The organism is Paraburkholderia sp. BCC1876, from assembly GCF_902833695.1.
Lineage (GTDB): Bacteria > Pseudomonadota > Gammaproteobacteria > Burkholderiales > Burkholderiaceae > Paraburkholderia.
Genome location: NZ_CADFGI010000002.1, coordinates 152,831 through 179,136, shown reverse-complemented (window position 1 = coordinate 179,136; position 26,306 = coordinate 152,831). Strand labels below are relative to the sequence as shown.

Sequence of the window (26,306 nt, the reverse complement as noted above, 5' to 3'; positions counted from 1 at the left end):
CCATGAACGTTCGATCGTTGGGCGCGCTCGCGCTCAGTTGCGTCACTGCATGGGGACTCGCGTCCCGCGTGGTTCATGCACAGACGTCTGTCACGCTGTACGGACTCGTCGGCCTCGATATCGCCGACACCAAACGCAGCAACGGCCCGCCCGCCGCGATCGCCGAACAAAGCCCCGGGCTCACGGCGCCGTACTGGGGCATCCGTGTCAACGAGGAACTCGGCGCCGGCTATCGCGCGATCGCCGTGCTCGAAAGCTTCTTCCAGCCGACCAACGGCGGCGTCGGCCGCACGTCCGCCGATCCGTTCTGGGGACGCAACTCGTACGTCGGCATTGCCGGGCCGTTCGGCCGCGTCACGCTCGGGCGGCACACCAACCTGCTCTACCTCGCCGAACAGGCGGTCAATCCGTTTCAGGCGTCGATCCTGTTTTCGCCGCTGGTGATGCAGACCTTCACCGCGCCGTACGGCGGTAGCATCGCGGGCGATACCGTGTGGAACAACGGCATTCAGTACACCAGTCCGAATCTGAACGGCCTGACCACCACGGCCGTGTATGCGCCCGGCGGCTTCGCGGGCGCGAACGGCGTCTACAACGCCGCGTTATCCACCACCTATGCCGGCGGTTCGCTCACCGCTGTCGCGACCGTGCAACGCACGCGCGTGGTGGCCGGTGTCGCATCGCCGACACAGAACGCGTACCTCGTCGGCGGTGCGTACGATTTTTCGCTGTTCAAACTGTACGGCGCATTGCAAGGACTGCGCACCGACTCAACCGGCGTCGGCGCGCACACCTTCGAAGCGGGCCTGTTCGTGCCGCTCACCGCGCAACTCAGCGCGCTCGCCGAATGGGCCTACACGCGCCGCAGCGCGCCGAAAAACGCCGTCAGCGGGCGCAACACGGGCTCCGCCGGGCTCGACTACTTCCTCTCCAAACGCACGGATCTGTACCTGCTGACCGTCTACGACCGGCTTTCCGGTTACGGCACAGCCATGACTTATGCGACCGGAATCCGGCATCTGTTTTGACGCGCTATGCCATTCGGGTCAACCCGCTATAACTAAACCGCTGTTTTGTATAAAAAAATAAAGCTCGGAATCCAAATTTTGCCGTGGGTATAATTTTTTCCAGTTTGTGTATACACGACAGAAAAGGAAGGCACCGCGGCTGTCGCGCGCGACGACAGCACTCTCAACAACACGAAAAGAACGACGATTTGTTTGGAGATGGAATGAAAAAGAAGACTCTCGTGTCAGGCGCCATGATGCTTGCATGCGCCGGGGCACATGCTCAGTCGAGCGTCTGGCTGTCCGGTTATGTCGACCTGAACATCGAACATCTGATCTCATCCGGCTCGGGCGGCAACGTCACGCGCATGTCGAGCGGCGGGTTGAACAACTCGCGTTTCAACCTGAGCGGCGTCGAGGATCTGGGCGGCGGCAACAAGGCCGTGTTCACCGTCGAGCCGATGTTCTCCGCGAACACCGGCGTGCAGTCGACGCAGTTCCGCCAATCGTTCGTCGGTCTCAAGGGCAACTGGGGTGAAGTGACCATGGGGCGTCAGTTCACGCCGTCGTACTGGATTGCGGGCTACGCCGATCCGAGCTGGGCGGCCGATTTCAGTATGGTCAACAACATGGAGTTCTTCTACGCGTCGTATCGCGTGGATAACGCGATCCAGTACAAGACGCCGAGTTTCTACGGCTTCACCGGCCGCATCATGGCCACGACCGGCGTGGGCGACAGCACCCGCGCGGGACGCTTCCTGAGCACCAGCCTCGACTATCGCCACGGGCCGATCTTCATCGGCGCGGTGAGCGAGTTGCAGTACACGCGGGACATCTTCAAGTCGTCGCAGATTCATTCGTCGCGCGATAACTACTTTGCCGCTGTCTACAAGTTCGGCGGCTTCGAGCCGACCCTGATCTATCACACGTACAACGGCTATTACGCTTATCCGCCGTACGTCGCGTTCAATTCGCAGGGCTGGGACGCGCAGGTCGGCGCGCGCTGGAATATCGACGGCCGCAGCCGCGTGTATGTCAGCGTGGTGCATCGTCACGACGACAACAACAAGAGCATTTCCAGCGCGACCGGCGGCGTGATCGGCTACCTGTACGGTTTGTCGAAACGCACCGACCTGTATGCGACGTTCGCTCACGTGAAGAGCCAGAACAACGTGCCGGTCGCGTATCCGGTGACGTTCCAGGTCTATCCGAACGCGGGACAGAATCCGAGCGGCTTCCAGTTCGGTATTCGTCACGCGTTCTAATACAAAAAGGAGGAAGCCCATGCTTCGCACAAGCCATCTGAAATCAACTCTCGCAACCGGCGCGCTGCTGGCGTTCATGTCGGCCGCCGCGTACGCGAGCGGCGATGCGGCGCAACCTGTGGCGGCTGCCTCGGACGCGGCCGCAACCGCTGCGGCGGCATCGGCGACGCCCGGCACGCCCGCGGTCAAAGACCCGTACCTCGCCGCGTGGCTGCGCCTGACGCCGAATCGCCCGCCGCTGCCGCTCAAGCCGGGCGTCGACTACGGCATGGACCCGGCGACCGGCCAGTTCGTGTGGCCGAAAGCGACGCCCGAAGTTCACCAGGGGCAGCGCTTCCCCGGTGAAATGACCACGTGGGACAAGAAGAGTTACGCGAAGGACGTGAAGGTGCTGGCCTTCTATCCGCTCGTCGATTCGCCCTTTCACGCCTGGAACAATATCGCCGACTTCGACGGTCACCGTTACCTCTACATTCACGACCGCGACTATCTGCGGATCATGGACGTGACCGATCCCGCCAACGGCAAGGTGGTGTTTTCGCAAGGCGGCACGTGGGGTCCGAAAGGACCGACCGAGCACTTCGATCCGAACAACGTCCACAACTATCTGGGCGGCGCCACCATCGTGTGGAGCAAGAAGCTTGGCAAGCCAGTGCTGGTGGCGTCGTTTGAAATTGGCCGTTATGGGCTGATGACGGACAAGAGCGAGCAGCCGGACAAGGTCGAGGCGCAACGTCACTACAACTCGCTGAAGGGCTTCAAGGTCTTCGAAATGGACGGCCCGCTGCCGAGCCAATGGAAGCTGATCGCGACGCGTACCACCGACTACAAGCATCCCGATGCGCCGGTCGGCCAGCAACAGGGTTCGGGTTCGCTCGATGCGCCGGAGTACTACGGCGGCAAGTACATGATTCTGTCGGCCGCGCCGGATGACAGCTACGGATTGACCGAGTACCCGAACTATCTGTATTCGCCGGGCTATCAGGTGTGGGACATGTCGGATCCGGCCGATCCGAAGTTCGTTTCGCAGATCTCGGTGCCGGGCCAGATTCTCGGTAATGACGCCCATGAGCAGGCTTATCTGCAGAATCCGCGTGCGGGGAATCGTACTTCGTGGATGGGGTCGCGAATTCCCATCTTCTTGCCGAAGCCTTTGGAACAAGGCGGCAAGATTGGCTTTGGCGCGATGGGCGGGCTGGGCTTGTACTCGTTCGATCTGTCGAATCCGGCTAAGCCGAAGGTACTCGGCAATGTGAATACGGCGCCGAGTTTCGCGGGCACCGAGTACGACAATGCCGATGTCAGTCAGTACGAGCGCACAGGCTTCGTGCTGACGAGCGGTTATCCGATGAATCGCGATTGCTATGAGCCGTATAAGGATATCTTTGTCGTCGATGCGCGCGATCCTTCGCATCTGAAGGTAGCAGCGAAGTTGCCTCAGCCTACGCCGCCTGAGGGCGCGCCTTTCACCAGCTTCTGCCAGCGTGGGGGGAACTTTGGGCCGAAGCGTTCCAATGCTATTGGGCAACCTGGTGGGTCGCGGCAAGGGGTGATTCCTTACTCGTTCTATAACGCCGGTGTGCAGATCTTCGATGTGCGGAATCCGGAGAAGCCGACTATTGCTGGGTATTTTGTGCCTGCTCTGGCGGATGAAAGTGAGTTGCCGAGTTATACGCTTGGGAAGGGTGTGCTGGCGATTTATACCGAGTACGACCGCAATATCATCTGGGCCTTTACTGAGAATGGCGCGTATGCGTTGTCGACGCCGTTGTTGGGCAAGCCGGTGATTGGCGCACCGGCTAAGCCTTGGCCGCCGCGGTGAGCGGTTTGGGTTTTTGTTGTTCCATGCTCTTGGATTGAGCGCTTTGCTTTTTGCCCTGCCGGCGGTTTCGTTCGGTGGGGCTTTTTGTTTTTTGTTCTTTTGTTCTTTTTGTCTGGAGTGTGATTGTGAAATGGATTCGGGTCTTTTGGGTTCTTGTGGGTGTGGCTGGAGGGACTCTTGGTGCTGGTGCCTTTGGTGCTACGGCTGCGGCTACGGCCGGAGATGCTGCGAATGCCGCTCACTCGAGCTCGGCCAGCGAGCAGACTTGCCGCGCTTGTCATTCCATCGATACCACTAAAGTCGGGCCGCCCTTTCGGGCTATCTCCGAACGCTATCGCGGTGATCCTGATGCGGTTGCGAAGCTTGTGAAAAGTATGCTTGAGGGGAGCTCGGGGAAGTGGAATACCGGGGCGAGTATGCCGGCTAATGCGATTTCTCATGCTGATGCTGAGAGGTTTGCTCGGTGGATTCTTGGGGTTAAGTAGTGGGGGGGTGCCGGTTGGCTGGGGTTTGGTGTGCTCTTTGGGTGTTGGCCTTTCCTTGTGTTCTTTGTGGTCTATTAGTGATCCCCCTGTGCGGGGGGCACCTACTTTTCTTTGCCTGCCGCAAAGAAAAGTAGGCAAAAGAAAGCGGCTCACACCGCTAACCATTAAGCGGGTCCCCCGCGCAGTTGCGGTAGTGGTGCATCTGGAATCCGTGCTCTCGCACATTCCGCGCTCGTGACAAAGGCGTCATTCTTCCGGCGGCGCTTCGCGCGCCGCGGCGGTCGTTCAAGCACGGCCGCTGCTAAGCGGGTCTCCCGCACAGTTGCGGTAGTGGCTCATCTGGAATCCGTGCTCTAGCACATTCCGAGCTCGTGACTAAGGCGTCATTCTTCCGGCGGCGCTGCGCGCGCCGTCGCGGTCGTCCGTAAGTCACTCGCTTTTTTGCGGTCTCCAGCGCACTTCTGGCATCGTGCTCGGCCGCCCTACATCGCTTCCTACCCCAGAAAGTGGAGCATCTGGATTCCTCGCCCTCGCACAGTCATTGTCTGCGACACACGCCCTTGGCTCTCTCCTTCCGTCTCGCGCTCGTCGGCGTTCTCGGCGTCGAGCCAATCGTCGGTGGTGCTGGATTCAGCATCGCCTCGCTCGTGCGTCCGTCTAATGATTATTTTTATCTGCTTCGAACATTTGGCGGCAGGTGGGCTTGGGTTTCGATTGCGGGGTGGAATAAAACGGCGGGAGGATGTGTTTAACCACCTGTAGCCCATCCTGCGGCGCTGAGCGGTCGATGAACAACGTGCTGGTGTACGTCGGGATGGATTCTGTGCCCAGATAGTGCTAAATCGATGCCGGTCATGACATGTGGAACATCTTGATCATTGAAGACGACCCGTGTGTCGCGCAGAAAATCGCCCGCACGCTCAATGCGGGCGGCATCTCCGTCGACGTGACGGACAGCGGCCGCAAAGGCATCAGGCGCTTGATGAGCACGGATTACGACGCCGTGATTCTTAGCCGGACACCGCCGGATCTCGACGGGCTGAGCGTTCTGGCGACGCTGCGCGGCATTGGCGCGCAATCGCCGATTCTGATGGTGAGTCCCGTGGCCGATGTGCATGAACGCATCGAAGGCCTGCGCGCCGGCGCGGATGACTATATGTCCATGCCGTTCTCGTTCGACGAAATGCTCGCCCGCATCGAAGTGCTGCTACGAACACGGCCGTCGCTCAAGAAAGAAGCGCAACCGATGTTGCGCGTCGACTCATTGCGGCTCGACCTCGTGAAGCGAACGCTCATGTTCCAGCAGGACAAACTCTGTCTGCAACCGACCGAGTTCCGCCTACTCGAATTCATGATGCGGCACGCGGGCCAGGTACTGACACGCAGCATGATCTTCGAAGCCGTATGGGACCGCCATTTCGATCCCGACACGAACCTGATCGACGTCCATGTCGCCCGCCTGCGCAAAAAGGTCGGCGAGCTCGGCGCGCAACAGATGATCCGGACAGTGCGCGGCTCCGGTTATCGATTCGGCTAGCAACGTCAGCGAGGGACACCAGAACAAACGGCAACAGGCAACAGTTGAATGAACGAAGCGTGACGGAGCGCAAGAATTCACGGAGTACTTTCGAATGTATCGCCACATTGGTCTTCGTATTACTCCTTGAACACCCAATGGATGATGGCATCACTATTCTTCGAGACGTTCGAACCCGGTCTACCGGAAGTTTTTTCGGTGTGGGAGTAAGAACATCACTCACGAGGAAGAGAGCATGTTTACACACAAGATCTCAGCTCACGGCGCGCCCTTCATGGCCGAAAAACGTCTCGAGTCAAACGATTGTGCCAGTGGTTACACGGCGGCAAAGAGTTGGGCGAAGGACGTCCCCTTCGACACCAAACGCGTCGAGTTGCAATCTTGCTACGGCGCCACGGGGGGACCGTTCTCGAACGCTCAAATGTTATCCAACAGAACGGGGCTACCGGTAATAGGCTACGCCGGAAAGGTCAGCAACATGAAGGGCGAACCGGAGTGGTTCAAACCCCAGTATTCCGGAGTCGCGGCTTTTACAGGCAAGGTAAACGACGCGATCGGTTCGGCCAAAACATGGGGAAGAACAAGTCCGTAAGAGAGTCCCGCCAGGGTGAAATGCAAAAGCGGCGAAGAACCAATCCCAAAGCCACGGCGCAAGACCGACCCCGGCGGCGCGCGAAGCGCCGCCGGAAGAATGACGCCTTGCCACGAGCGCGGAATGTGCGAGAGCACGGATTCCAGATGCACCACTACCGCAACTGTGCGGGGGACCCGCTTAATGGTTAGCGGTGTGAGCCGCTTTCTTTTGCCTACTTTTCTTTGCGGCAGGCAAAGAAAAGTAGGTGCTCCCCTGCACAGGGGGATCACTAATAGACCACAACCAAATCAAGGAAAGGCCAACAGACCAAAAAACCCAAAAAACCCAAACCCTACCTCAAGCCACCTCAACCCCGGCAGCCCGCCCACCCCTCTTCCGATACCAAACAAAATAAACAACAAGCAACCCAACAACAAACGGCACCCCAATCACAAGCGTCAACCGGAACTCCTTCGTAAACCACGTAGTAACAAGCGCCCCAAGCATAAGCCCAGCCCCGAGAAGCGAAGTAAAAGGAAACCCCCACATCCTGAACGCCAGCGCCGCCCGTGCATGTTCGCGCCGAAAGAACAGATGAGTAACAAAAATCATGAACCAGGTAAACATCGCCCCGAACATGGAGACGGACATCATCAAAACAAACGAAGCATCGGGATAAACGACATTCAGCACAGCAGCCAAAGCGATCCCAACAGTAGAAAGCCACAACGCCGCCACAGGCACACCCTTAGAACTCAGCACCCCCAACCGCCCAGGCGCATACCCTGCCCGCGAAAGACTGAACATCATCCGCGTAGTGATATAGAGCTGACTATTCATCGCCGACAACGCCGCCACAAGAATCACAAAATTAATAACCCCAGCGGCCCCCGGCACATGCGTAGCCGCCATCACCCGCACGAACGGGCTCTCATCGGTCCCAGCCGCATTCCAGGGCACGATAGCCAGCATCAAAGCCAGCGTCAGCAGATAGAAAAACACCAACCGGACCATCGTCGCGCGAAACGCCTGCGTAATAGCCTTCTGCGGATCCCGAGCCTCCCCGGCCGCAACAGCAATCATCTCGATGCTCAGATAACTAAAGATCGAAACGATCACCGCAACCCACATCCCCCACACGCCGTTCGGAAAGAACCCGCCATGCGACGTGTAATTCGCAAACCCGATAGAAGACTGAGCCGGCGCCCCAAACACCACATAAGCGCCAAGCAGAATAAAGCCGACAATCGCCACAATCTTCAGCATCGAGAAAACATACTCGACCGCGCCGAAGACCTTCACGCTCACCGAGTTGATCCCGATCAGCGCAGCGGAAAAACCGACAATCCAGTACCACCCAGGCACAGCAGGAAACCAGTACTTCATATAAACGGCAATCGCCGTCACCTCGGTGCCGACCGCAAAAACAATCGACGACCAGTACGCATATCGCACCAGAAACCCGGCCCACGGCGCGATATAGTGCTCCGCATAAGCCCCGAACGACCCCGAAGTAGGATGCGCGACGGTCATCTCCGCCAGACACCCCATCAATAGCAGCGCGATCAGCGCACCGATCGCATAACTCACCAGCACGCTCGGTCCGGCAAACCCGATCGCAAATCCACTGCCGAGAAACAGACCCGTACCGATCGCACCACCAATCGCAATCATCGACAATTGCCCGGTCGACAGTCCGCGGTGCAATCCCTTTTCGCGTTCGACAATCGTGTCGAAGCCTCGCTGCTCTTGCGTCATCTTTATGTCTCCTCCTGGATGCGGTTGCGTGCGTCGCACGCAACCGCCGGTGCCGCGCTGTCGTCTTACTCGCTTGCTCTATTACGCTCTTGTCCGACTCTTTATGGCTCGCATCGCGGCGCTTGCCTGTTCATTGCACAACCGCGCTCAGGTCACCGACTTGCGCGCCTTGAACTCGTCGGTATTCCACGCATCGGTGGAGATGATGTCCTTGAGTTGCGCGATCGTGTCCCAGATGTCCACGTAGCGCACATACAGCGGCGCAAAACCGAAGCGCAAAATATCCGGCGCACGGAAGTCGCCGATCACATTGCGTGCAATCAGCGCCTGCATGATCGCGTACCCTTCGGCATGTCCGAGCGACACCTGGCTGCCGCGCTGCTCCGCGTCGCGCGGCGACGCCAGCGTACAACCCAGTCCCTTCAATTCCTGATCGCTCAACTCGATAAACAGATTGCCGAGCGCCACGCTCTTCTCGCGCAACACGTCGAGATCGACACCGTCGAACGCTTCGAGCGCGCTCTCCAGCGCAATCACGCCGAGCTGCGGCGCGGTCCCCGTCAGCATGCGGTCAATGCCCGGATGCGGCGCGTAGTCGTGCGTGAATTCAAACGGCTTCGAATGACCGTGCCAGCCGGTCAGCGGCTGACGCATCGCTTCGATATGGCGCGACGCGACGAACACGAATGCCGGTGCGCCCGGACCGCCGTTCAGATACTTGTAGCCGCAACCCACCGCGAAATCGACGTCGCAACGGTTCAGACCGACCGGCATCGCGCCCGCCGAGTGGCACAGATCCCACACGATCAGCGCGCCGGCCTCGTGCGCCTGACGCGTCACCGTCTCCATGTCGTAGCGTTTGCCGGTCTTGTAGTTGACCTGCGTGAGCGAGACGATCGCCACGCTGTCATCGATCGCCGCGACGATCTCCTCGGGATCGACGCAGCGCAATTCGCAACCGGTCATCTCCGCGACGCTCGACGCGATATACACGTCGGTCGGAAAATTAGTGCGCTCGGCCAGAATCACGTTGCGGCCGGGCCGCATGCGCGTGGCCGCTACCAGCACCTTGAACAGATTCACCGAGGTCGAATCGGCAACGATCACTTCGTCCTGCCCCGCGCCGATCAGCTTCGCGATCTTGTTGCCGGTGCGCTGCGGCGCCGGATACCAGTCGGCGTCGTTCCACGAACGGATCAGGCCGTGCGCCCATTCCTGTTTCAACGCCTGCTCGATCCGTGCGGGCACATTGGAGGGCATCGCGCCGAGCGAATTGCCGTCGAGGTAAATCGTGTCGGCGGGCAGATCGAAGCGCGCGCGGCAGTGGGCCAAGGTATCGGCCGCATCGAGCGCGGCGCAGTGTTCCCGGGTGATCATCTGGCTTGTTTCCTGTGATTTCTTATTGCAATGACTGGACTGACGCAACGCAATGGGGCCGCGTTGCCGGAGTCGGTTTAAACGGTGTGCGCGACATCCACCGGCAAATCGAAGAAACGCCGCGCATTGGCGCCGAGAATCTTCGCTTTGGCCGTGTCGCTCAATTGCGGGTGATGCGCGACGAGATCGCCGATCTTCTGCTCGCCGAGCGGAAACGGATAGTCGGAACCGAGCAGCACGTGATCCTCGCCCATCGTGTCGACCAGCAGTCGCAACGCGCCCTGGTCGAACACCGCACTATCCACGTGAAAGCGATCGAGATACGACACCGGCGGATTCGGGCAATCCTCACGCACGATATCGCGCTGTTCCCACGCGTTCTGCACGCGGCCGAGCAGGAACGCGAAGCTGCCGCCGCCGTGCGCGAAGCACAGCTTGAGCGACTTCGGAATCCGCTCGAATGCCCCCGACAAAATCAGCGACACCATGCTCAATTGCGTTTCCGCCGGCATCGCCACGAGCCACGGCAACATCCACTTTTTCATACGGCCGTCGGTCATCATGTCCCACGGATGCACCAGCACCGGAATGCCGTCGTTCGCGCAATGCGTGAGGAAGGTGACGAGATGTTCGTCGTCGAGATCGCGCGGGCCGAGGTGATTGCCGATCTGCACGCCGCGGTGGCCGGCGCGATGCGCGCGCGTCGCCTCGCGGCACGCCAGATCGATATCCTGCAAGGGCACTTGCGCGAGCGCCATCAAACGTTGCGGTGCGTACGCGCAGAGTTCGAGCGCCTGGTCGTTCATGCGCGCGGCCCACGCGTGCGCGGCGCCAGCGTCGTAGCGATAGCCGAACATCACGGGCGTCGCGCACATCAGTTGAATATCCACGCCGAGCGCGTCCATCTCCGCAATGCGCAGCGCCGGGTCCCACAGCGCCCGATACACCGGGCGAAAGCTCTTGTCGCCGGTCATGATCATGCCGCGCTCACCGTCCGCGTCGATCTTCAGCCACGGCGCGTGGTCCGCGTCGAGGCGCGCGGCCTCCTCCCGCGTGATCGGCGGAAAGAAGTGGGAATGCATGTCGATTCGAAGTGTCATCGTGATTCTGTCGGGTATCGTTTGAGTCAGACGGCCTTGCCGGGATGCACATGGCCGCAATGCGCGCAGCGGCGTTTCTCTTCCGACGCATAGAACGCATTGAACAGCGGCGGCAGATCGTTGACGATGCTCTTGAGTTGCACCTCGACGCGATAAACGAGCTGCCCGCAGTCGTCGCAATACCATTCGAAGCCGTCCACCACGCCCTGCGGGCGCTGCCGTTCGATCACGAGGCAGACGCTGCCCGCCTCCGGCCGCTGCGGCGAATGACGCACATGCGGCGGCAGCAGAAACACGTCCCCTTCGTTCAGATCGACGCGTTCGCGCTTGTCGTCGATCCACAGATACAGGTACGCATTGCCGCGCATCTGATAGAAGAATTCCTCGAGCGGATCGTCGTGATAATCGGTGCGGTGATTCGGTCCACCCACCACCGTGACGATGAAATCGCTGTCCTGCCACACCTGCTGATTGCCCACCGGCGGCTTCAGCAAATGCGCGTGATCGTCGATCCAGCGCGGGAAATTGAACGGTTTGCCGTACGTGAGCATGGCTGTCTCTTGGTTTGGTTTTATCGCGCGTGTCTAGCGTTTCGGTGCGTACGCCACCGCCTTCATCTCGATCAGCAGATGCGGATGAGGCAATTGATGCACGGCGACCGTGGTGCGGGTCGGGCCGGTTTCGTCGAAGTACTCGCCATACACGGCGTTGTAGCCACCGAAGTCGTTCATGTTGACGAGAAACGACGAGATCTCGACGAGGTTCGACAGATCCGCGCCTTCGCTCTGAAGAATATCGCGAATGTTCTCGATCACCACGCGCGTTTGCTCGCGAATGTCGAGTTGCACGGTGCCGAGCTCGTCGGCGCTGGCGCCCGCAATCGTATTGTCCGGCCGGCGCGAGCTGGTGCCGGAGACGAACAGGAAGTCGCCGGCCCGCGTCACATGCGGGAAACGGCCACGCGGTTTCGCTTTGCCGGGCACCACGCGCCCTTGAATGGTCGGTTCGGTCATTGGGAGAGTCGGTAGGTAGTGAATTCGGTACTGCCGAGGCCATTGACGACACAACGCACATGCGCGTCGACCGGCAACGGATGAGCGGCAGTCGCAGCGCCCGCCATGATCAGCGAGCCAGCGGGCAGCACGAGCCCGCTTTGCGAAATCAGACGCGAGGCCTGCACGACCGAGCGCAACGGATCGCCGAGAATCGCGGCGGTGGAGCCGGCCTGCACGACACGGCCGTCGACGCGCATCGTCACGCCCGCATTGCGCAAACCGTCGAAGCTGCGGGTCCACGGGCCGATCACCAGGCCTGCGGACGAACAGTTGTCCGCCACCACGTCTTCGAGCGAAAACTTGAAGTCGCGGTAGCGCGAATCGATGATCTCCATGGCCGGGGCCACGGCTTCGAGGTAACGCGAGGCTTCGAGCAGGGTCAGCGGTCGATCGATTTCGCGGCTCGTCAGAAAGCAGACTTCAGGCTCGACACGCGGATGAATGAAGCGGTCGAGCGCCACGCGGCCGCCGTCTTCGTCGAGCATGGCGTCGGTGAGCCAGCCCCAGATCAGGCTATCCACGCCCATCTGGATCATTTTCGCGCGGCTCGTAAAGCCGAGCTTCACGCCGACCATGCTTTCGCCGCGATGAATGCGCCGTTCAATCGAGGCGCGTTGAATGCCGTACGCCTCGTCGAGCGAAAACGGCGTGGCCGTGGTGAGTTGCGCGATCGGGTCCACGTGGCGCGCGGCGTTGTCGATGCGCTCGGCCATCGCGTCCAGCGAGATCATGCGGCCTCCTTCGCCAGCTCGCGTGCCTTGAGCATATCGAGCGCGACGTCGACGATCATGTCCTCCTGGCCGCCGACCATCCGGCGCTTGCCGAGTTCGACCATGATCTCGAAAGCGGACAGGCCGTATTTCGCCGCCGCCGCTTCCGTGTGACGCAGAAAGCTCGAATACACGCCGGCATATCCGAGCGCGAGCGTTTCCCGGTCCACACGTACCGGCCGTTCCTGCAGCGGACGCACGATATCTTCCGCGGCGTCGATCAGCTTTTTCACGTCGCAGCCGTGATTCAGCTTCATGCGATCCACCGCCGCGATAAACACTTCGAGCGGCGCATTGCCCGCGCCCGCGCCCATGCCGGTCAGCGACGCATCGATGCGGTCGCAACCATGTTCGAGCGCGACGATCGAATTCGCCACGCCCAGCGACAGATTGTGATGCGCGTGCATGCCGGTTTGCGTCGCCGGATCGAGCACGGCCTTGAACGCGTCGAAACGCTCGCCGACGTCGCGCATATTCAGCGCGCCGCCCGAATCGACCACATATACGCACTGCGCGCCGTAGCTTTCCATCAGCTTCGCCTGCTTCGCCAGCGCATCCGGCGAGGTCATGTGCGACATCATCAGAAAGCCGACCGTGTCCATGCCGAGCGAACGCGCGTACTCGATATGCTGCTTCGAAATATCGGCTTCGGTACAGTGCGTGGCGATCCGCACGATGCGCGCGCCGGCGTCATAAGCCGCGCGCAGATCGTGGACGGTGCCGATGCCGGGCAACAGCAGCGTGGCCACTTTTGCGCGCTTCACGGTTGCCGCGACGGCTTCGATCCATTCGAGATCGGTATGCGCGCCGAAACCGTAGTTGAAGCTGGAACCCGACAAGCCGTCGCCATGCGCGACCTCGATACTGTCGACGCCCGCGTCATCCAGCGCCTGCGCGATCGCGACCGCGTGGTCGATCGAGTACTGATGGCGGATCGCGTGCATGCCGTCGCGCAGCGTCACATCCGAAACGTAAATCTTGTTGCTATCGGTCATTGCGTTTGTCCTCGTGTCTTCGCCGTCACGTCACGCCGCCACGCGGCTGGCCGCGATCTGCTCGGCCGCGGCCAGCGCCGCCGAGGTCATGATGTCCAGATTCCCCGCATACGAAGGCAGGTAATGCGCGGCGCCCTCCACTTCGAGGAACACGCTCACTTTCAGGCCCGCGCGGCGCTCCTTCGCATGCAGTGCCAGCGGATTCGCCGCGGTATAGCGGTCGAACTGCACGGCCTGCTTCAGCCGGTAGCCGGGTACGTAGCTCGCCACCGCGGCGACCATCGCGTGAATCGAACTTTCTATTTCGTCGGTGTCGGCGTCTTCTTCGGTCAGGCAGTAGACGGTGTCGCGCATCATCAGCGGCGGCTCGGCCGGATTCATCACGATGATCGCCTTGCCGCGCGTCGCGCCGCCGACCGTTTTGATCGCTTTCGAGGTGGTCTCGGTGAACTCGTCGATATTGGCGCGCGTTCCAGGCCCGGCCGAACGGCTCGCAATCGATGCGACGATTTCCGCATAGCGCACCGGCGCGACGCGCGACACCGCATGCACGATAGGAATCGTCGCCTGGCCGCCGCACGTGACCATGTTCAGGTTCGGTGCGTCGAGATGCGCGAACAGATTGACCACCGGCACCACGAACGGCCCGATCGCGGCCGGCGTCAGATCGATCACGGTCACGCCGTGCTCGCGCAGTACGGCTGCGTGGCGATGATGCGCGCCGGCCGAGGTGGCGTCGAACGCGATGCGGATATCGCTGAAATTACGCATGGCGACGAGGCCGTCGATTCCGTTCGCGGTGGTCGGCACACCGAGCCGTTCGGCGCGCGCGAGGCCGTCCGAAGCCGGATCGATACCGACCATCGCGCCCATTTTCAGGTGCTTCGCGTTTCGCAGCACCTTGATCATCAGATCGGTGCCGATGTTGCCGGAGCCGATAATGGCGACGGCCTGCTTGTCCTGCTGAAGTTGATCGTGCATGGCGTTCCCGTTCACGACGTGGAGTCAGGGTGATGGGCAAAGCTCGCGCTAACCGAGCCGAGCCCTTCGATATGGGCGGTAAAAACGTCGCCGGCATTCACTGCCACCATGGGCCCAAGCGCGCCGGTCAGCACGATGTCGCCGGCCCGCAGCGGCGCGCCGACGCGCGTCATCGTATTGGCGAGCCACACGGCCGCGTAGAGCGGATTGCCGAGGCAGGCCGCGCCGACGCCGACGCTCACCTGATCGCCTCGCCGCTCCATCACCATGCCGCACTGGATCGCGTCGAACGCGTCGAGTTTGACCGGGCGGTTGCCGAGCACGAACAGACCGCTGGAGGCGTTGTCGGCCACCGTATCGGTCAGACGGATATCCCAGTTGGCAATCCGGCTGCCGACAATTTCGATCGCGGGCAACGCGTAAGCCGTCGCGCCGATCAGATCGGCGATCGTGTGGCGTTCGTGCGGCAGATCGCGAGCGAGCACCAGCGCGATTTCCGCTTCCACTTTCGGCTGCTGCGTGCGCGACAGCGCGATCTCCTCACCGTCGGCAATCGACATATCGTCGAACAGCATGCCGAAGTCCGGTTGATCGACGCCGAGTTGCGTCTGCACGGCTTTCGACGTCAGGCCGATTTTGCGACCCACCAGCCGATCGCCGTTCGCGAGCTTGCGCTCGGTGTTCAGACGCTGCACCGCGTACGCGGCGTCGAGCGCGTCGCCGCCGAGCGCGGCAATAGCTGCGCGCTGCGGTGCGATGGGGGCGCCGTTCTGCTGCGCTTGCCACAGCGCATCGGCAAGCAGTCGTGCGGCGTTCAGGTCGATGGCGCTCATGCGATCCTCACGCAAACGTTGGTCAGTTCCGAATAGAAATCGAGCGAATGACGGCCCCCTTCGCGGCCGATGCCCGACAGCTTCGTGCCGCCGAACGGTGTGCGCAGATCGCGCACGAACCACGCGTTGACCCACACGATGCCGGTTTCGATCTGCCGCGCGACGCGGTGGCCGCGCGCCAGGTGCGTGGTCCAGATGCTGGCGGCGAGACCGTACGCGCTATCGTTCACGCGGCCGATCACTTCGTCTTCGCTATCGAACGGCGCAATGTGGCACACCGGTCCGAAGATTTCTTCTTTCACGCAGCGGGCGTTATCGGCGAGGCCGGTCCAGATGGTCGGCATCACGAATGCGCCCTGATCGCGCGCGTCGCCGAATTGCGGCACCGTGCCGCCCGTCACGACCGTGGCGCCCTCTTCGACCGCCAGCCGGAAATACGACAGCACTTTCTCGCGATGCCCGCGCGAAATCAGCGGGCCCATGGTTGTCACTGGATCGTCCGGTGCACCGATTCGCAGCGCTTCGGTCTTTTCCTTCAGCGCGGCGACGAAGCGCTCGAAAATCGGCCGCTCGACGTACACGCGCTCGCTGCACAGACACACCTGGCCCGCATTCGTGAAGCTCGACTTCAGCACGCCCGCCACGGCTTCATCGAAGTCCGCATCGGCGAACACCACGGCCGCGTTTTTACCGCCGAGTTCGAACGAGATTTCCTTCACGCCGTCGGCAACCGTTTTCATGATCGTGCTGCCGGTGCGCGATTCGCCGGTGAACGTGATCGCGCTGATCTCCGGATGACGCGTCAGGAATTCCCCCGCCGCATTCGGCCCATGACCGTGAATCAGATTGAACACGCCAGGCGGCAGACCAATGTCGTGCATCACTTCGGCCAGCAACGTGGCCGAAGTCGGCGTTTCCTCCGAAGGCTTGGCGACGACGCAATTGCCCATGGCGAGCGCCGGCGCGACTTTCCACGTGAACAGCAGCAACGGCAGATTCCACGGCGAAATAATGCCCACTACGCCGAGCGGTTTGCGCGTCACGTAGTTGATCAGTTCGCTGCCGTCGGCGGCGTGGGTTTCGAAGAACTCGCTATGGGCGGTGCGGATCAGATCGGCAAACGTGCGGAAGTTCGCGATGCCGCGCGCGATATCGAGCTTGCGGGCCTGTTCGAGCGGACGGCCGGTGTCGGCGACTTCGGCGGCGACGAAGTCGTCGAAACGCGCCTGGATACCGTCGGCAATCTTGTGTAGCCAGTCGGCGCGCTGCGCCGGCGTGGTGTTGCGCCAGCCGGCGCGTTGCGCGGCGACGGCGGCACGCACGGCGGCGTCAACCGTGGCGGCGTCGGCCTCGCAGACCTGCGCGAGTTCGCGGCCGTCGACCGGACTGAAGTTAGGAAAAGTGCTTGCGGTGGCGACGAATTCGCCATTCACGTAATGGCGAAGTAACGCACCTGAAGATTGAGCGCGCTGCGCGGCGGCCGGGGTGAAGGTCACAACGTCTCCTGCTCGATTGAAGTATTGGCAGGAGTCTAAGGTCGAGGCCTCGCGCGGCGGTAATCAAAGATTGGGTGGTGGGTATGCTAAAGGGGAATACCAGAAACAGGCCGTTCAGGCCGGCTCAAACCGCCGCATCGGCCACGGGCGCGGCCACGCTGACGGCCTCGCGCAGGCATTCCACGAAGGCCTGACAGGCTGCGCTCTGCTCCTTGTGCGAGCGCACCGAGAAGCCGACCGTGCCGAATGCGCCGCTCTCCGGCAGATCGAGAATCCGCAGCAAACCGGCGTCTTCGAACTGCTGCGCCGCAACGCGCGGCATCAGCGCGATACGCGGCGTGTCGAGCAGCAGACCGATGTTCGTCAACAGCGACAGCGACTCGACGATATCGGTCGGCAACGGCAAGCCGGCCGCGCGAAACAGATGTTCCGCCGACAGCCGCGCGGGCGAATCGGGCGTGGGCAGGATCCACGGCGAACCGACCAGCGCCGCCAGATGCGTGACGCCCGCCGGCGCCGGGCCATAGCCCTTGCCGACCACCACGCACAGGGATTCGTCGAACAGCGCCTCGTGCGTCAGCGGAAACGCGCTGGCAATCGGCAATTCACGCTCGGGCAGGCGGCCGACCACGATATCGAGGTCGCCGGTAGCCAATGCCGGGAACAGATGCGCGGTAGTGCCTTCGCGCACCGTCACCAGCACGTTCGGCGTGCGCGCCTTCAGCATCGCGATGGCGGTGGGCAAGAGCCGCGCCGACGCCGAAATCAGTGTGCCGACGATCACATGACCACTGGTGCCGAGGCGAAAATCGTTCAGCTCGTCGGTCATGTAGCGCAGTTCTGCCATCAGCGATTTGACGCGCCGCCCGAGCAGCAGGCCGAGATCGGTGGGCACCACGCCGCGATTCGAGCGCGCGAACAACGCGCCGTCGAAACAGGACTCGAGTTCGTGAATGACCTTGGTGACGGCCGGTTGCGTCAGGCGCATTTCATTGGCCGCACGCACGACGGAACGCGTTTCCAGCACACGTTCGAAGATCATGAGCTGATTGAGCTTCAGCTTGCGGATCAGGGAAATCTCGCTGAGCGGATTGGATTGCATGGCGAAGGAGCGCGGAAATCGACGATCCGCGATGGTAACAGCACAAAACCGCGCGGCCGATCCGGGGCAGCCCCTGGTTCGACAACGCTGGGCACATCTATTGCTCTATTCCGCTCGCCGGCACACACCCCGTCAAAGCACGTCGTGCCCACAACGCGTGGCCGTTTTCGAGTTCAATCCAGCAATCCATCGGTGGGAGGCCCCATGCTTCGATACGCTGTCATCTTCTTCATCATCGCCATCATCGCCGCAGTGTTCGGTTTCGGCGGCATTGCCGCCGGCGCCACGGAAATTGCCAAGGTGCTGTTCTTCATCTTCGTGGTGATCTTCCTCGTCACCTTGCTGATGGGCGTGATGCGGCGCTGAGCGCCCTTAGCCCATCGGCGTCCGACTCTTCAGGTCGGATGCCCCCGCCCCGGTGCGCGCGTCAGCGCTCGTTGCGGCCTCATTGCAATAATTGCCACACGGTATTGCAATAGTTGCTGCGCGCACCGGGGCTTATTCTTTTCAGCGCATCGTTCAAGCCGCGCTTCAGCGCATCGTTCAAGCCGCGCGCGCGACCGGCGCCGGCACACTTAATCGATGCGACCAGTTAGCCAGCGTACGCGTCGCCACGGGCGGCTTGCTCAGGATCGCGCTGTCGTACTGCTTGCCGTCGAAGCGCACGAAATCGACGATCCGAAACCCCTGCCCACGATAAAACGCGATCAGATGTGCGGCCGGTTGCGGCGTATCGAGCGCGAGCTCGGCATACCCGCGCGTCGCGGCCCAATGATCGGCGAACGCAATCAGCAAGGTGCCGATGCCGCGCGCCTGCCACATGGGTTCCACGGCGAACTGCCGCAAGCTGGCGATATCGTCGCGCCGGTAGAGCTCGCAGGAAGATTCACGCTCCGGCGCATAGAGCGTCATCGTGCCGACGAGGCGGCCCTCGCACACCGCGACATAGCAATCGCCGCGCGTGGCGCGCGAACGGGTGGTGTCGACCGTTTGATCCACACAGGTGCAATTGAGACCGGCCTCGCCTAGCGGTGCAAAGGCTCGATGCAGCAACGCCGTCAACGCGACAAATGAATCGCGCGCCGGATCGAAGCGGCGCAATTCGACACGGCCGACGCCGTGATACACGTAGTCGATACGAACGGATTGCTGCTGCGTTGCACGTCGCTTCACGGTGAGCACCTCAGGCTTGTCAGGATGCTCGAAGTGTAGATTTGGGGTAGCAGCGTCTCAAGAAAAAATGTCGTAAAAACTCACTGAGGACCGAGATGCAACTCCTCGCATAGAAACGTGTGCAAGGTTTGAACCGCGGCCGCATGCTTGCCCGGCACTTGCCGCATGAAGAGCCCAAAGTCCGCCGTGGGCGCATCGGGCAAACCGTCGGCCTGACCGAGCACGCGCATCGACTCCGGCCGGATATTGCCGTCGAGCAGCACCGACACGCCCAGCCCCGCCTCCACCGCCGACTGCACCGCGGGCAAACTGGTGCTGGTGCACACAATGCGCCACGCGATCCCCGCGCGCCGCAGCGCGGTCAGCACCAGTTGCTGCCACAGACATGTGCCACCAAACGCCACCACCGGCAACAGCGCGTCCGCTTCGCGACTGAAGCCGCGCGCGCCGACCCAGAAGAGCGGCTGGGTCCACGTGAGCAGCGGCGTCGCATCGATCAGCGCGGGGTCGCCCACCACCACGTCGAGACCGCCCTCGCCGAGCCGGTTCGACAACGCCTCGCTACTGTCGACCACAATCTCCAGCGCCACCTGCGGATACGCCGTCGAAAAGCGCCGCAATGCGCGCGGCAGTCGTCCGACCGCGATGTCTTCAAGCATGCCGAGCCGCACGCTGCCGGAGACCTGCCCCGCACTCAACGCGCGCCGTGCATCTGCGCCCGCGCCGAGGATGGTATGCGCATACGGCAACAACACATGCCCGGCCTCGGTGAGTTGCACGCCTCGTGGCGAGCGGTCGAGCAAACGCTGCCCAAGCTCCTCCTCCAGCCGTTTCAACTGCATGCTGACGGCCGCCTGCGTGCGCGCGAGACGTGCGGCCGCCACGCCCACCGCGCCGGTTTCCGCCACGGTTACGAACGCGCGCAGCAGACTGCTGTCGAGATCACGGGTCATCAGCTTTCCTGAAGTGGGCATAAGAAATATCAACTTATCTTAATACCCGCCACGCCGCTAAGATAGCGGCCACGAACTCGAACCAACGGCGATTAGCGACCTACGACGATGCAGGACACCACCCTCCAACCGGCGCTGAGCCCCGCGCAGTCCGCGCTAAAACCCGCCGGCTCCCCGTGGGCCGCCTTGCTGTGCATGCTGTCGATGGCGAGCGTGCAGTTCGGCGCCGCGCTCTCCGCACCGACCATGGCCGCCTACGGATCGCTCAGCACGACGTGGCTGCGACTGAGCTGGGCCGCCCTGGTGCTGGCCTTGCTGGTGCGCCCGCGCCTGCTGAGCTACTCGCGCGCGCACTGGTTCGCGGCCGGCGCGCTCGGCGCGGCGATGGCCGGCATGACCTTGTGTTTCTTCTCGGCGTTGCAGCGCATTCCCTTGGGACTGGCGGTCGCGATCGACTTTCTCGGACCGCTCGCCGTCGCCACCTTCGCGGTGCGCCGCCTGCGGGCGCTGCTGTGGCCATTGCTGGCGATTGCCGGCGTGGTGCTGCTGTCGCGTGATCGCGGCGGGTGGATCGGCGAACCGCTCGGCGTGCTGCTCGCCTTCGGCGCGGCGCTCGGCTGGGGCAGCTACATCGTGCTGATGAAGAAGACCGGCGCGTTATTCGCGGGACTCGAAGGACTGTCGGTGTCGCTGCTTGCCGCAGCGCTGATCGCCACGCCCTTCGGCCTGGCGCAAAGCGGCGGCCACATCGCCGGCGCGCAGATCGCCGCCACGGCGGGGCTCGCGTTGCTGGTGCCGTTGCTGCCGTACGCACTGGAAATGGTGGCGCTGCGGCGCATGCCCGCCGCGTCATTCGGCATCCTGATGAGCGTCGAACCAGCGATCGGCGCGGTGGCCGGCTTCGTCGTGCTGCATCAGCCGATGGGAGTCTTGCAGATCGCGGGGACGCTGCTGGTCGTCACCGCGAGTGTCGGGGCGGTGGTGGCCACGGGTTGACGGTGAAGGCCTGTGCCGTCGCGGTCACGATCGCGGCTACATTCCCTTTCAGGCGATGTTTTCCGCTTCATAAAGCCGCCGGCCCGCGGCGTCTTTCGTGCCTAGCGTCGGCGCGAAATCGATCGGCCAGTCGATGCCGATATCCGGATCGTTCCACACGATGCAGCGCTCGAGTTCGGGAAACCAGTACTCCGTGGTCTTCCACAGACACTCCGCCGCCTGCGACAGCACCACGAAGCCGTGCGCGAAGCCCGGCGGCACCCACATCTGCCGATGATTGGCCGCGCTCAGATACGCGCCAGTCCATTTGCCGAAGTTCGGCGAATTGAGCCGCACGTCGACGGCGACGTCGAACACCTCACCGACCGCCACGCGCATCAGGCGGCCTTGCGGACGCTGCACCTGATAGTGCAGTCCGCGCAACACGCCACGCACCGCGCGCGAATGCCGGTCCTGCACGAACGTGAAGCCGGGCGCGACGTCGTCGGTAAACTCGTCGGTGCTGAAGCTCTCGAAGCAGAAACCGAACTCGTCGCAAAACACTTCGGGCTCGATGAGCTTCACCTCCGGCAATGCCGTCGCGATGACCTTGTTGCCCATTGCCGCTGTACTCGTAAAAAGCCTGCCCGGCGCGATGACGACCGCCGTTGCGGCCGCGCCAACCGGTCATGAGGCGCACCGCCGGCACGCCTACCCTCGCTCGCGCGAGTTGAAAGAACGCTAGACCTCCGACGCCACCCGGCTGCGCGCGCGATATTCGGTCGGCGACAATGCCATCCGTTTGCGGAATATTTTAGCGAGGCGATCGCCGTTGCCGGTGCCGCTGCGCCGCGCGATCTTGTCGACCGGCAATTCGGTTTCGGTCAGGAAATTGCAGGCAATCCGTAGCCGCACCTGCAGCAGATAGTCCGACGGCGTGAGCTGCATTTCGTGCTTGAAGCGCCGCAGGAAATTGCGCTCGCTCATGGCGGCCACTTGCGCGGCATCCGCCACCGAGACCGGGCGATCGCAGTTCGCTTCCATCCAGCGCGCCGCCGCGCGGATCTTCTCGGCCACGCTGAGCGTGCCGCCTTCCGCGGGTAACGGCACCCACGTTGCGGCCATGCCGGGCATGACGCGGTCGGCGACGCTGCGCGCCAGTTCCGCGCCCAGGTCGCGCTTGATGAACATCAGCGCGCTGCGGGCGCAGTCGTTACGATCACTGGAGGCGCCGAAGGCGCTGTCGGCCGACGCGCCCGCAGGAAAGCGATTGAGTTGCGGCCCGGTGGACTCGGTCGGCCCGGCGGCGTCCAGCACGAGCCGTCCTTCGCCGATCGCTTCGATGGTCCGGGTACGCGTTTGCACCGAACGCAGCCAGCTGAGCAGCCGCTCGTCGTGCGCGGCCGTCTGCGCGCCCTGGCCACCGGCGATATACAGCACGTCGAAGCCGCTGCCGTAGCGCGTGTCGATACGGTCGGTCCAGATCCGCACCGACGACGAACTGGCGACGCTGCCGCCGTCCATGGACAGAAACTGCACCTCGTAGGGCGGCTCCTCGCCGGCTCGCGAACCCGCGAGTTCATTGGCGGTCTGGAACATTTCGATCACCGTGCCCGGCCCGAGCAGCCAGAAGCCGTTGAACAGCACCACGCCGATTCGCCGCGCCGCACTACGCACGTTCAATGTCGGCGTATGGAGCCAGGTGATCCTCGCGGTATCCAGGTGCATCTGCGGCATGATCTTTCCCCAAACTAGCCTACGTTGTGGACCCCGATGCCCCGTTAGCGCCCATATCAGCAAAATGCGTTATTAAGATTGAAACCGCCGATAACGCCGCTTAACGGATTAAGCGTGATGTTAGCGGAATGCTTCGCTATAGTAAATTTGAAAAACAAATCCGTATCGGGAAACGCAAGGTATGAAGAAAAACATTATCTGGCGTTTCATCCGGCAGACGGCCTGTCGCGGCGTGGTGGCGTGGCGAAATCCCGGTGCGATTTTGCCGTCTGCCTGCACAGCCGCGTGCAGACTCGCATTTCAGCCGCTTGGCCGCCGGCTGTACGCAAGCCAGCGTGGGTTTGATTTACCGTCCGGGGTGATTCACGATGCGTCGAAAAGTGTTTCAAACCTGAACTCGACACTTCGCGAATAATGACAATCCAATCGCATTTTTATTCGCAAACCGGGAATTTATCTGCGCTTCCATTGATACCGGCCCCGATATCATACGAATCCGTTCTTTAAGCATTTTTCAGTCCATTTCTTACCGACAGAAAATGTTTCGATATTGAAACATCCGGCGCCTTTACGTCTGACTTAAACGGCTTCCAATCCCCACGGCTCAAGAAAAAACCTCAGACGATTGAACCCTGCGGCGACGGGCAGGTCGTGCGGCGTTCTTAAACAAAGTTTCATGCCCCGATCGTGCACTTTAAGGATCGTCTAAGAATCGCGGGGCCATAATTTGGGCATCGTGATAGCCGCAAGGAGCAGAGCCATGACGCGCCCCATGAACATCGAAAGAGTCAACGAGTATGGACAGCAGGCGATCCGCATCGACATTGAAGGTCGCGCGGTGCTGCTCGACGTGTCCGATCTGGACGCCGTGATCGAACATCTCGGCGCACTGCGCGCGATGATGCGCCCGGAAGTGCCGAAAGAGCCGTTGCGCACACATCAATATGTGGTCGAGGTCGATCCCTGCTGGCACACCGAGAAGCATCCGCTGCACGATGGCGCCGTGGTGTTCCTGCGTCATTCAGGACTCGGCTGGGCCGGCTTCGCGCTACCGACCGACAGTCTCGCCAAGTTGCATCACGCGCTGACGCAACATCTGGAAGCCTCGCTCGAAGTACACGGCATGCTCAACTGAATATTGCGCTGCGCGCACAACAGCGTTTCAGAATGCGCGCGCAACGCGCCACCCATCCCACCTATACTGTGCCCAGCCGCGTGGCAGCGGCTACTTTCTTTCAAGTCTTTTTTCCGAAGCGCGGCTCCGTCCGCGCTCTTTTTTTGTCCGCGCTCTCCCATTACTTAGGTTTCCCGATGTTTTCATCCAGGCATGACGGTCCTGCGTAATCTGCATTGTTCATGAACATTTCATAAAATTAAAAAAGACTTAATCCACCTAGCTGTCCGGTTTTACTCGCCATCGCCGATGATGCATCCCATCGCCCTTCTCTACTGTTCCACTATGAACCAGCTACAAGCGATGCGTGTCTTCACACGAGTAGTCGATCTCGCCAGCTTCAATCTTGCGGCAAGACAGTTAGGCATGTCCGCGGCCGCGGTCACACGCAGCGTCGGCACGCTGGAGGCGCATCTGAACATGCGTCTTCTGAATCGCACCACGCGCAGTCTGTCGCTGACCGACGTGGGCCGCGAGTATCTCGACGGTTGCCGCGCGATCATCGAAAAGCTCGACGAGATGGAATCGACGCTGCTGGAAACCACCCGCGACCCGCAAGGCACGCTGCGCATCGCGACGCCCATGACGTTCGCCAGCGCGGGCCTCGGCGCACTGCTGGCCTCGTATCGCACATTGCATCCACGGGTGGACTTCGACGTCACGACGTTCGACACGCACATCGACCTGGTGGAAGGCGGTTTCGACGTGTGCTTCTCCGACGACCGCCGGCTCACTAACTCCACGCTGGTGAGCCGCCTGCTGACCAGCGTCGACGAAATCACGGTAGCGTCCCCCACGTATCTCGCGCGCAACGGCACGCCGCGCGATCCGGCCGCGTTGAACCGGCATGGTCTGCTGACGGTGTCCGACGGTTCGTCGCGCACCTGGGAGTTCACCGACGCCGACGGCCTTTACCGCGTCAACACCGGCAGCGCGCTCACCGCGACGAGCAGCGCGATGGTGCGCGTAGCGGCGCTGAACCATATGGGTATCGCGCTGCTGCCGTTGCCGATCATTGCCGACGACCTCGCGCGCGGCGCGCTCGTGCCCGTGCTCGAACAGTTCGAGATCAACGGCGGACCGCGCCTGGTGTCGATTCTCTACTCCGGCCGCAACTATCTGTCGATGCGCGTGCGCAGCTTCATCGACTTCGCGGTCGGCCAGTATCGCGCACCGGACCGTCAGGTCGCTTTGCGCGCGGTCGCCTGAACCGGGCTCGCGCATCATGCCCAAAATATTGACCATAGAAGATGACGAGCTGATCGCCCACGACATCGTGCGCACGCTCACCGCCAGCGGCTTTTCCGTCGAGGTGGCACGCACTGGCCGCGAAGGCATGGCGAAGGTCATGGCGGGCGACTACGACGTCGTGACGCTCGACCGCATGCTGCCCGATCTCGACGGCCTGACGATCGTCGCGACCATGCGCGGCGTCGGCATGGAAACGCCCGTGCTGGTGATGAGCGCCATGTCCGACGTCGATCAGCGCATTCAGGGTCTGCGTGCCGGCGGCGACGATTACCTGACCAAGCCGTTCTCGCCCGAGGAAATGTTCGCGCGCGTCGAAGTGTTGTTGCGACGCCGCCCACGTCACGCGAAAGCCGAGACGCTGCTGCGCAGCGGCGCGCTGGAACTCGATCTGGTCCGCCGCAAAGTCATGCATCGGCAACGCGAACTCGACCTGCAACCCACCGAATTTCGCGTACTCGAATTCATGATGCGTCACACCGGCCAGGTGCTCACGCGCACAATGATTTTCGAAGCCGTGTGGGGCTGCCGTTTCGATCCCGGCACCAACCTGATCGACGTCCATGTAGGCCGCTTACGCAAGAAAGTGGACACGCCCGGCGAGCGTCCGTTGATCCGCACGATTCGCGGTTCGGGTTATCTGTTCGGCTGACGCATTCCAACCGTTGCGGTGAACGAACTTTAGCGCTGCCTGCAGCGCTAAAGTCGTTGCGGCACGCGTGCCGATGCGATGACGGACCACGCGCCGCTTCCTAAAACTAGTTTCATTTGATTAGTCCACGCCTGTTAGGCCCCGCTCTCCAGAATGCCGGTACCGGGTCGCGCCATCAGGGCGAGCCCCACTTGACACACGCCCGCGCAGATTCAATCGCGCCTCTGAACGGAGCAG

The 26,306-nt window shown here is 62.0% G+C and carries 27 protein-coding genes; 12 read left to right on the top strand and 15 right to left on the bottom strand.

Features of this window, described 5'->3' with window-relative positions:
* Nucleotides 1-2: 2 nt before the first annotated feature.
* The 6 genes from HWY05_RS07260 (at nt 3) to HWY05_RS07240 (ending at nt 6,708) form a co-directional block, all read left to right on the top strand.
* Complete coding sequence (locus HWY05_RS07260) at nt 3-1,028, top strand: porin (RefSeq protein WP_035551339.1); 1,026 nt, start codon at nt 3-5, stop codon at nt 1,026-1,028.
* Nucleotides 1,029-1,231: 203 nt separating this feature from the next.
* Complete coding sequence (locus HWY05_RS07255) at nt 1,232-2,272, top strand: porin (protein WP_035551342.1); 1,041 nt, start codon at nt 1,232-1,234, stop codon at nt 2,270-2,272.
* A gap of 19 nt (nt 2,273-2,291) precedes the next feature.
* Nucleotides 2,292-4,094 (top strand): hypothetical protein, encoded by a 1,803-nt coding sequence (locus HWY05_RS07250; protein ID WP_035551346.1) that lies wholly within the window; start codon nt 2,292-2,294, stop codon nt 4,092-4,094.
* Between the two features lie 74 nt (nt 4,095-4,168).
* Nucleotides 4,169-4,579, top strand: coding sequence for a c-type cytochrome (locus HWY05_RS38710; protein WP_347880801.1), 411 nt, complete (start codon nt 4,169-4,171; stop codon nt 4,577-4,579).
* A gap of 859 nt (nt 4,580-5,438) precedes the next feature.
* A complete protein-coding gene (locus HWY05_RS07245; protein ID WP_176057909.1) occupies nt 5,439-6,116 on the top strand; it encodes a response regulator transcription factor in 678 nt (225 codons plus the stop codon).
* 235 nt (nt 6,117-6,351) lie between these two features.
* Nucleotides 6,352-6,708 (top strand): hypothetical protein, encoded by a 357-nt coding sequence (locus HWY05_RS07240; protein WP_176057908.1) that lies wholly within the window; start codon nt 6,352-6,354, stop codon nt 6,706-6,708.
* Between the two features lie 339 nt (nt 6,709-7,047).
* On the opposite strand, the gene HWY05_RS07235 is transcribed toward HWY05_RS07240, so the two are convergent.
* From HWY05_RS07235 to HWY05_RS07185, 11 genes are all read right to left on the bottom strand, one after another.
* Nucleotides 7,048-8,448 (bottom strand): amino acid permease, encoded by a 1,401-nt coding sequence (locus HWY05_RS07235; RefSeq protein WP_176057907.1) that lies wholly within the window; start codon nt 8,446-8,448, stop codon nt 7,048-7,050.
* A 147-nt stretch (nt 8,449-8,595) separates the two neighbouring features.
* The gene (gene kynU, locus HWY05_RS07230) at nt 8,596-9,825 is read right to left on the bottom strand and encodes a kynureninase (protein ID WP_176057906.1); all 1,230 of its coding nucleotides are present in this window, start codon (nt 9,823-9,825) and stop codon (nt 8,596-8,598) included.
* Between the two features lie 77 nt (nt 9,826-9,902).
* On the bottom strand, nt 9,903-10,925 hold the full coding sequence (locus HWY05_RS07225) for an amidohydrolase family protein (RefSeq protein ID WP_035551361.1): 1,023 nt from the start codon (nt 10,923-10,925) through the stop codon (nt 9,903-9,905).
* 26 nt (nt 10,926-10,951) lie between these two features.
* Nucleotides 10,952-11,476, bottom strand: a complete 525-nt coding sequence (locus HWY05_RS07220; RefSeq protein ID WP_176057905.1) for a 3-hydroxyanthranilate 3,4-dioxygenase — start codon at nt 11,474-11,476, stop codon at nt 10,952-10,954.
* Nucleotides 11,477-11,509: 33 nt separating this feature from the next.
* On the bottom strand, nt 11,510-11,938 hold the full coding sequence (locus HWY05_RS07215) for a RidA family protein (protein WP_035551368.1): 429 nt from the start codon (nt 11,936-11,938) through the stop codon (nt 11,510-11,512).
* Complete coding sequence (locus HWY05_RS07210; protein ID WP_176057904.1) at nt 11,935-12,711, bottom strand: fumarylacetoacetate hydrolase family protein; 777 nt, start codon at nt 12,709-12,711, stop codon at nt 11,935-11,937. Before HWY05_RS07210 ends, HWY05_RS07215 begins: the two co-directional genes overlap by 4 nt.
* The gene (dmpG, locus tag HWY05_RS07205; protein WP_176057903.1) at nt 12,708-13,745 is read right to left on the bottom strand and encodes a 4-hydroxy-2-oxovalerate aldolase; all 1,038 of its coding nucleotides are present in this window, start codon (nt 13,743-13,745) and stop codon (nt 12,708-12,710) included. The genes HWY05_RS07210 and dmpG overlap by 4 nt, the downstream gene beginning before the upstream one ends.
* A gap of 30 nt (nt 13,746-13,775) precedes the next feature.
* Nucleotides 13,776-14,726, bottom strand: coding sequence for an acetaldehyde dehydrogenase (acetylating) (locus HWY05_RS07200; protein WP_176057902.1), 951 nt, complete (start codon nt 14,724-14,726; stop codon nt 13,776-13,778).
* An 11-nt stretch (nt 14,727-14,737) separates the two neighbouring features.
* Nucleotides 14,738-15,559, bottom strand: coding sequence for a 2-keto-4-pentenoate hydratase (gene mhpD, locus HWY05_RS07195; RefSeq protein WP_176057901.1), 822 nt, complete (start codon nt 15,557-15,559; stop codon nt 14,738-14,740).
* On the bottom strand, nt 15,556-17,055 hold the full coding sequence (locus HWY05_RS07190) for a 2-hydroxymuconic semialdehyde dehydrogenase (protein WP_176057900.1): 1,500 nt from the start codon (nt 17,053-17,055) through the stop codon (nt 15,556-15,558). The genes mhpD and HWY05_RS07190 overlap by 4 nt, the downstream gene beginning before the upstream one ends.
* Nucleotides 17,056-17,179: 124 nt before the next feature.
* Nucleotides 17,180-18,157, bottom strand: coding sequence for a LysR family transcriptional regulator (locus HWY05_RS07185; RefSeq protein WP_176057899.1), 978 nt, complete (start codon nt 18,155-18,157; stop codon nt 17,180-17,182).
* A gap of 204 nt (nt 18,158-18,361) precedes the next feature.
* On the opposite strand from HWY05_RS07185, the gene HWY05_RS07180 reads away from it, so the two are divergent.
* Nucleotides 18,362-18,523, top strand: coding sequence for a DUF1328 domain-containing protein (locus HWY05_RS07180; RefSeq protein WP_035551387.1), 162 nt, complete (start codon nt 18,362-18,364; stop codon nt 18,521-18,523).
* Between the two features lie 177 nt (nt 18,524-18,700).
* On the opposite strand, the gene HWY05_RS07175 is transcribed toward HWY05_RS07180, so the two are convergent.
* Nucleotides 18,701-19,330, bottom strand: coding sequence for a GNAT family N-acetyltransferase (locus tag HWY05_RS07175; RefSeq protein WP_176057898.1), 630 nt, complete (start codon nt 19,328-19,330; stop codon nt 18,701-18,703).
* Between the two features lie 80 nt (nt 19,331-19,410).
* A complete protein-coding gene (locus HWY05_RS07170) occupies nt 19,411-20,283 on the bottom strand; it encodes a LysR substrate-binding domain-containing protein (protein ID WP_176057897.1) in 873 nt (290 codons plus the stop codon).
* Between the two features lie 108 nt (nt 20,284-20,391).
* Between HWY05_RS07170 and HWY05_RS07165 the strand changes: the two genes are divergently transcribed.
* Complete coding sequence (locus HWY05_RS07165; protein ID WP_176057896.1) at nt 20,392-21,279, top strand: EamA family transporter; 888 nt, start codon at nt 20,392-20,394, stop codon at nt 21,277-21,279.
* Nucleotides 21,280-21,327: 48 nt separating this feature from the next.
* Here HWY05_RS07165 and rfbC read toward each other — a convergent pair whose 3' ends face one another.
* Together rfbC and HWY05_RS07155 are read right to left on the bottom strand one after the other, a co-directional pair.
* On the bottom strand, nt 21,328-21,879 hold the full coding sequence (gene rfbC / locus HWY05_RS07160) for a dTDP-4-dehydrorhamnose 3,5-epimerase (RefSeq protein WP_176057895.1): 552 nt from the start codon (nt 21,877-21,879) through the stop codon (nt 21,328-21,330).
* Nucleotides 21,880-21,999: 120 nt separating this feature from the next.
* Nucleotides 22,000-22,995: a helix-turn-helix domain-containing protein gene (locus tag HWY05_RS07155; protein WP_035551399.1), complete on the bottom strand. Its 996-nt coding sequence runs from the start codon at nt 22,993-22,995 to the stop codon at nt 22,000-22,002.
* 181 nt (nt 22,996-23,176) lie between these two features.
* On the opposite strand from HWY05_RS07155, the gene HWY05_RS07150 reads away from it, so the two are divergent.
* The 4 genes from HWY05_RS07150 to HWY05_RS07135 all read left to right on the top strand — a co-directional run bounded on the left by HWY05_RS07150 (nt 23,177) and on the right by HWY05_RS07135 (nt 26,069).
* Nucleotides 23,177-23,410, top strand: coding sequence for a hypothetical protein (locus HWY05_RS07150; RefSeq protein ID WP_176057894.1), 234 nt, complete (start codon nt 23,177-23,179; stop codon nt 23,408-23,410).
* Between the two features lie 345 nt (nt 23,411-23,755).
* Nucleotides 23,756-24,130, top strand: coding sequence for a hypothetical protein (locus tag HWY05_RS07145; protein ID WP_176057893.1), 375 nt, complete (start codon nt 23,756-23,758; stop codon nt 24,128-24,130).
* A 324-nt stretch (nt 24,131-24,454) separates the two neighbouring features.
* The gene (locus HWY05_RS07140) at nt 24,455-25,378 is read left to right on the top strand and encodes a LysR family transcriptional regulator (protein WP_035551403.1); all 924 of its coding nucleotides are present in this window, start codon (nt 24,455-24,457) and stop codon (nt 25,376-25,378) included.
* Between the two features lie 16 nt (nt 25,379-25,394).
* Entirely contained in the window at nt 25,395-26,069 is a 675-nt protein-coding gene (locus HWY05_RS07135) for a response regulator transcription factor (RefSeq protein WP_035551406.1), read from the top strand.
* Nucleotides 26,070-26,306 lie beyond the last annotated feature (237 nt).

Coding starts and splice junctions, on each gene's coding strand:
- HWY05_RS07260 (WP_035551339.1), top strand. CDS start 3: ATGAACGTTCGATCGTTGGGCGCGCTCGCGCTCAGTTGCGTCACTGCA.
- HWY05_RS07255 (WP_035551342.1), top strand. CDS start 1,232: ATGAAAAAGAAGACTCTCGTGTCAGGCGCCATGATGCTTGCATGCGCC.
- HWY05_RS07250 (WP_035551346.1), top strand. CDS start 2,292: ATGCTTCGCACAAGCCATCTGAAATCAACTCTCGCAACCGGCGCGCTG.
- HWY05_RS07245 (WP_176057909.1), top strand. CDS start 5,439: ATGTGGAACATCTTGATCATTGAAGACGACCCGTGTGTCGCGCAGAAA.
- HWY05_RS07240 (WP_176057908.1), top strand. CDS start 6,352: ATGTTTACACACAAGATCTCAGCTCACGGCGCGCCCTTCATGGCCGAA.
- HWY05_RS07235 (WP_176057907.1), bottom strand. CDS start 8,448: ATGACGCAAGAGCAGCGAGGCTTCGACACGATTGTCGAACGCGAAAAG.
- kynU (WP_176057906.1), bottom strand. CDS start 9,825: ATGATCACCCGGGAACACTGCGCCGCGCTCGATGCGGCCGATACCTTG.
- HWY05_RS07225 (WP_035551361.1), bottom strand. CDS start 10,925: ATGACACTTCGAATCGACATGCATTCCCACTTCTTTCCGCCGATCACG.
- HWY05_RS07220 (WP_176057905.1), bottom strand. CDS start 11,476: ATGCTCACGTACGGCAAACCGTTCAATTTCCCGCGCTGGATCGACGAT.
- HWY05_RS07215 (WP_035551368.1), bottom strand. CDS start 11,938: ATGACCGAACCGACCATTCAAGGGCGCGTGGTGCCCGGCAAAGCGAAA.
- HWY05_RS07210 (WP_176057904.1), bottom strand. CDS start 12,711: ATGATCTCGCTGGACGCGATGGCCGAGCGCATCGACAACGCCGCGCGC.
- dmpG (WP_176057903.1), bottom strand. CDS start 13,745: ATGACCGATAGCAACAAGATTTACGTTTCGGATGTGACGCTGCGCGAC.
- HWY05_RS07200 (WP_176057902.1), bottom strand. CDS start 14,726: ATGCACGATCAACTTCAGCAGGACAAGCAGGCCGTCGCCATTATCGGC.
- mhpD (WP_176057901.1), bottom strand. CDS start 15,559: ATGAGCGCCATCGACCTGAACGCCGCACGACTGCTTGCCGATGCGCTG.
- HWY05_RS07185 (WP_176057899.1), bottom strand. CDS start 18,157: ATGCAATCCAATCCGCTCAGCGAGATTTCCCTGATCCGCAAGCTGAAG.
- HWY05_RS07180 (WP_035551387.1), top strand. CDS start 18,362: ATGCTTCGATACGCTGTCATCTTCTTCATCATCGCCATCATCGCCGCA.
- HWY05_RS07170 (WP_176057897.1), bottom strand. CDS start 20,283: ATGACCCGTGATCTCGACAGCAGTCTGCTGCGCGCGTTCGTAACCGTG.
- HWY05_RS07165 (WP_176057896.1), top strand. CDS start 20,392: ATGCAGGACACCACCCTCCAACCGGCGCTGAGCCCCGCGCAGTCCGCG.
- rfbC (WP_176057895.1), bottom strand. CDS start 21,879: ATGGGCAACAAGGTCATCGCGACGGCATTGCCGGAGGTGAAGCTCATC.
- HWY05_RS07155 (WP_035551399.1), bottom strand. CDS start 22,995: ATGCCGCAGATGCACCTGGATACCGCGAGGATCACCTGGCTCCATACG.
- HWY05_RS07150 (WP_176057894.1), top strand. CDS start 23,177: ATGAAGAAAAACATTATCTGGCGTTTCATCCGGCAGACGGCCTGTCGC.
- HWY05_RS07145 (WP_176057893.1), top strand. CDS start 23,756: ATGACGCGCCCCATGAACATCGAAAGAGTCAACGAGTATGGACAGCAG.
- HWY05_RS07140 (WP_035551403.1), top strand. CDS start 24,455: ATGAACCAGCTACAAGCGATGCGTGTCTTCACACGAGTAGTCGATCTC.
- HWY05_RS07135 (WP_035551406.1), top strand. CDS start 25,395: ATGCCCAAAATATTGACCATAGAAGATGACGAGCTGATCGCCCACGAC.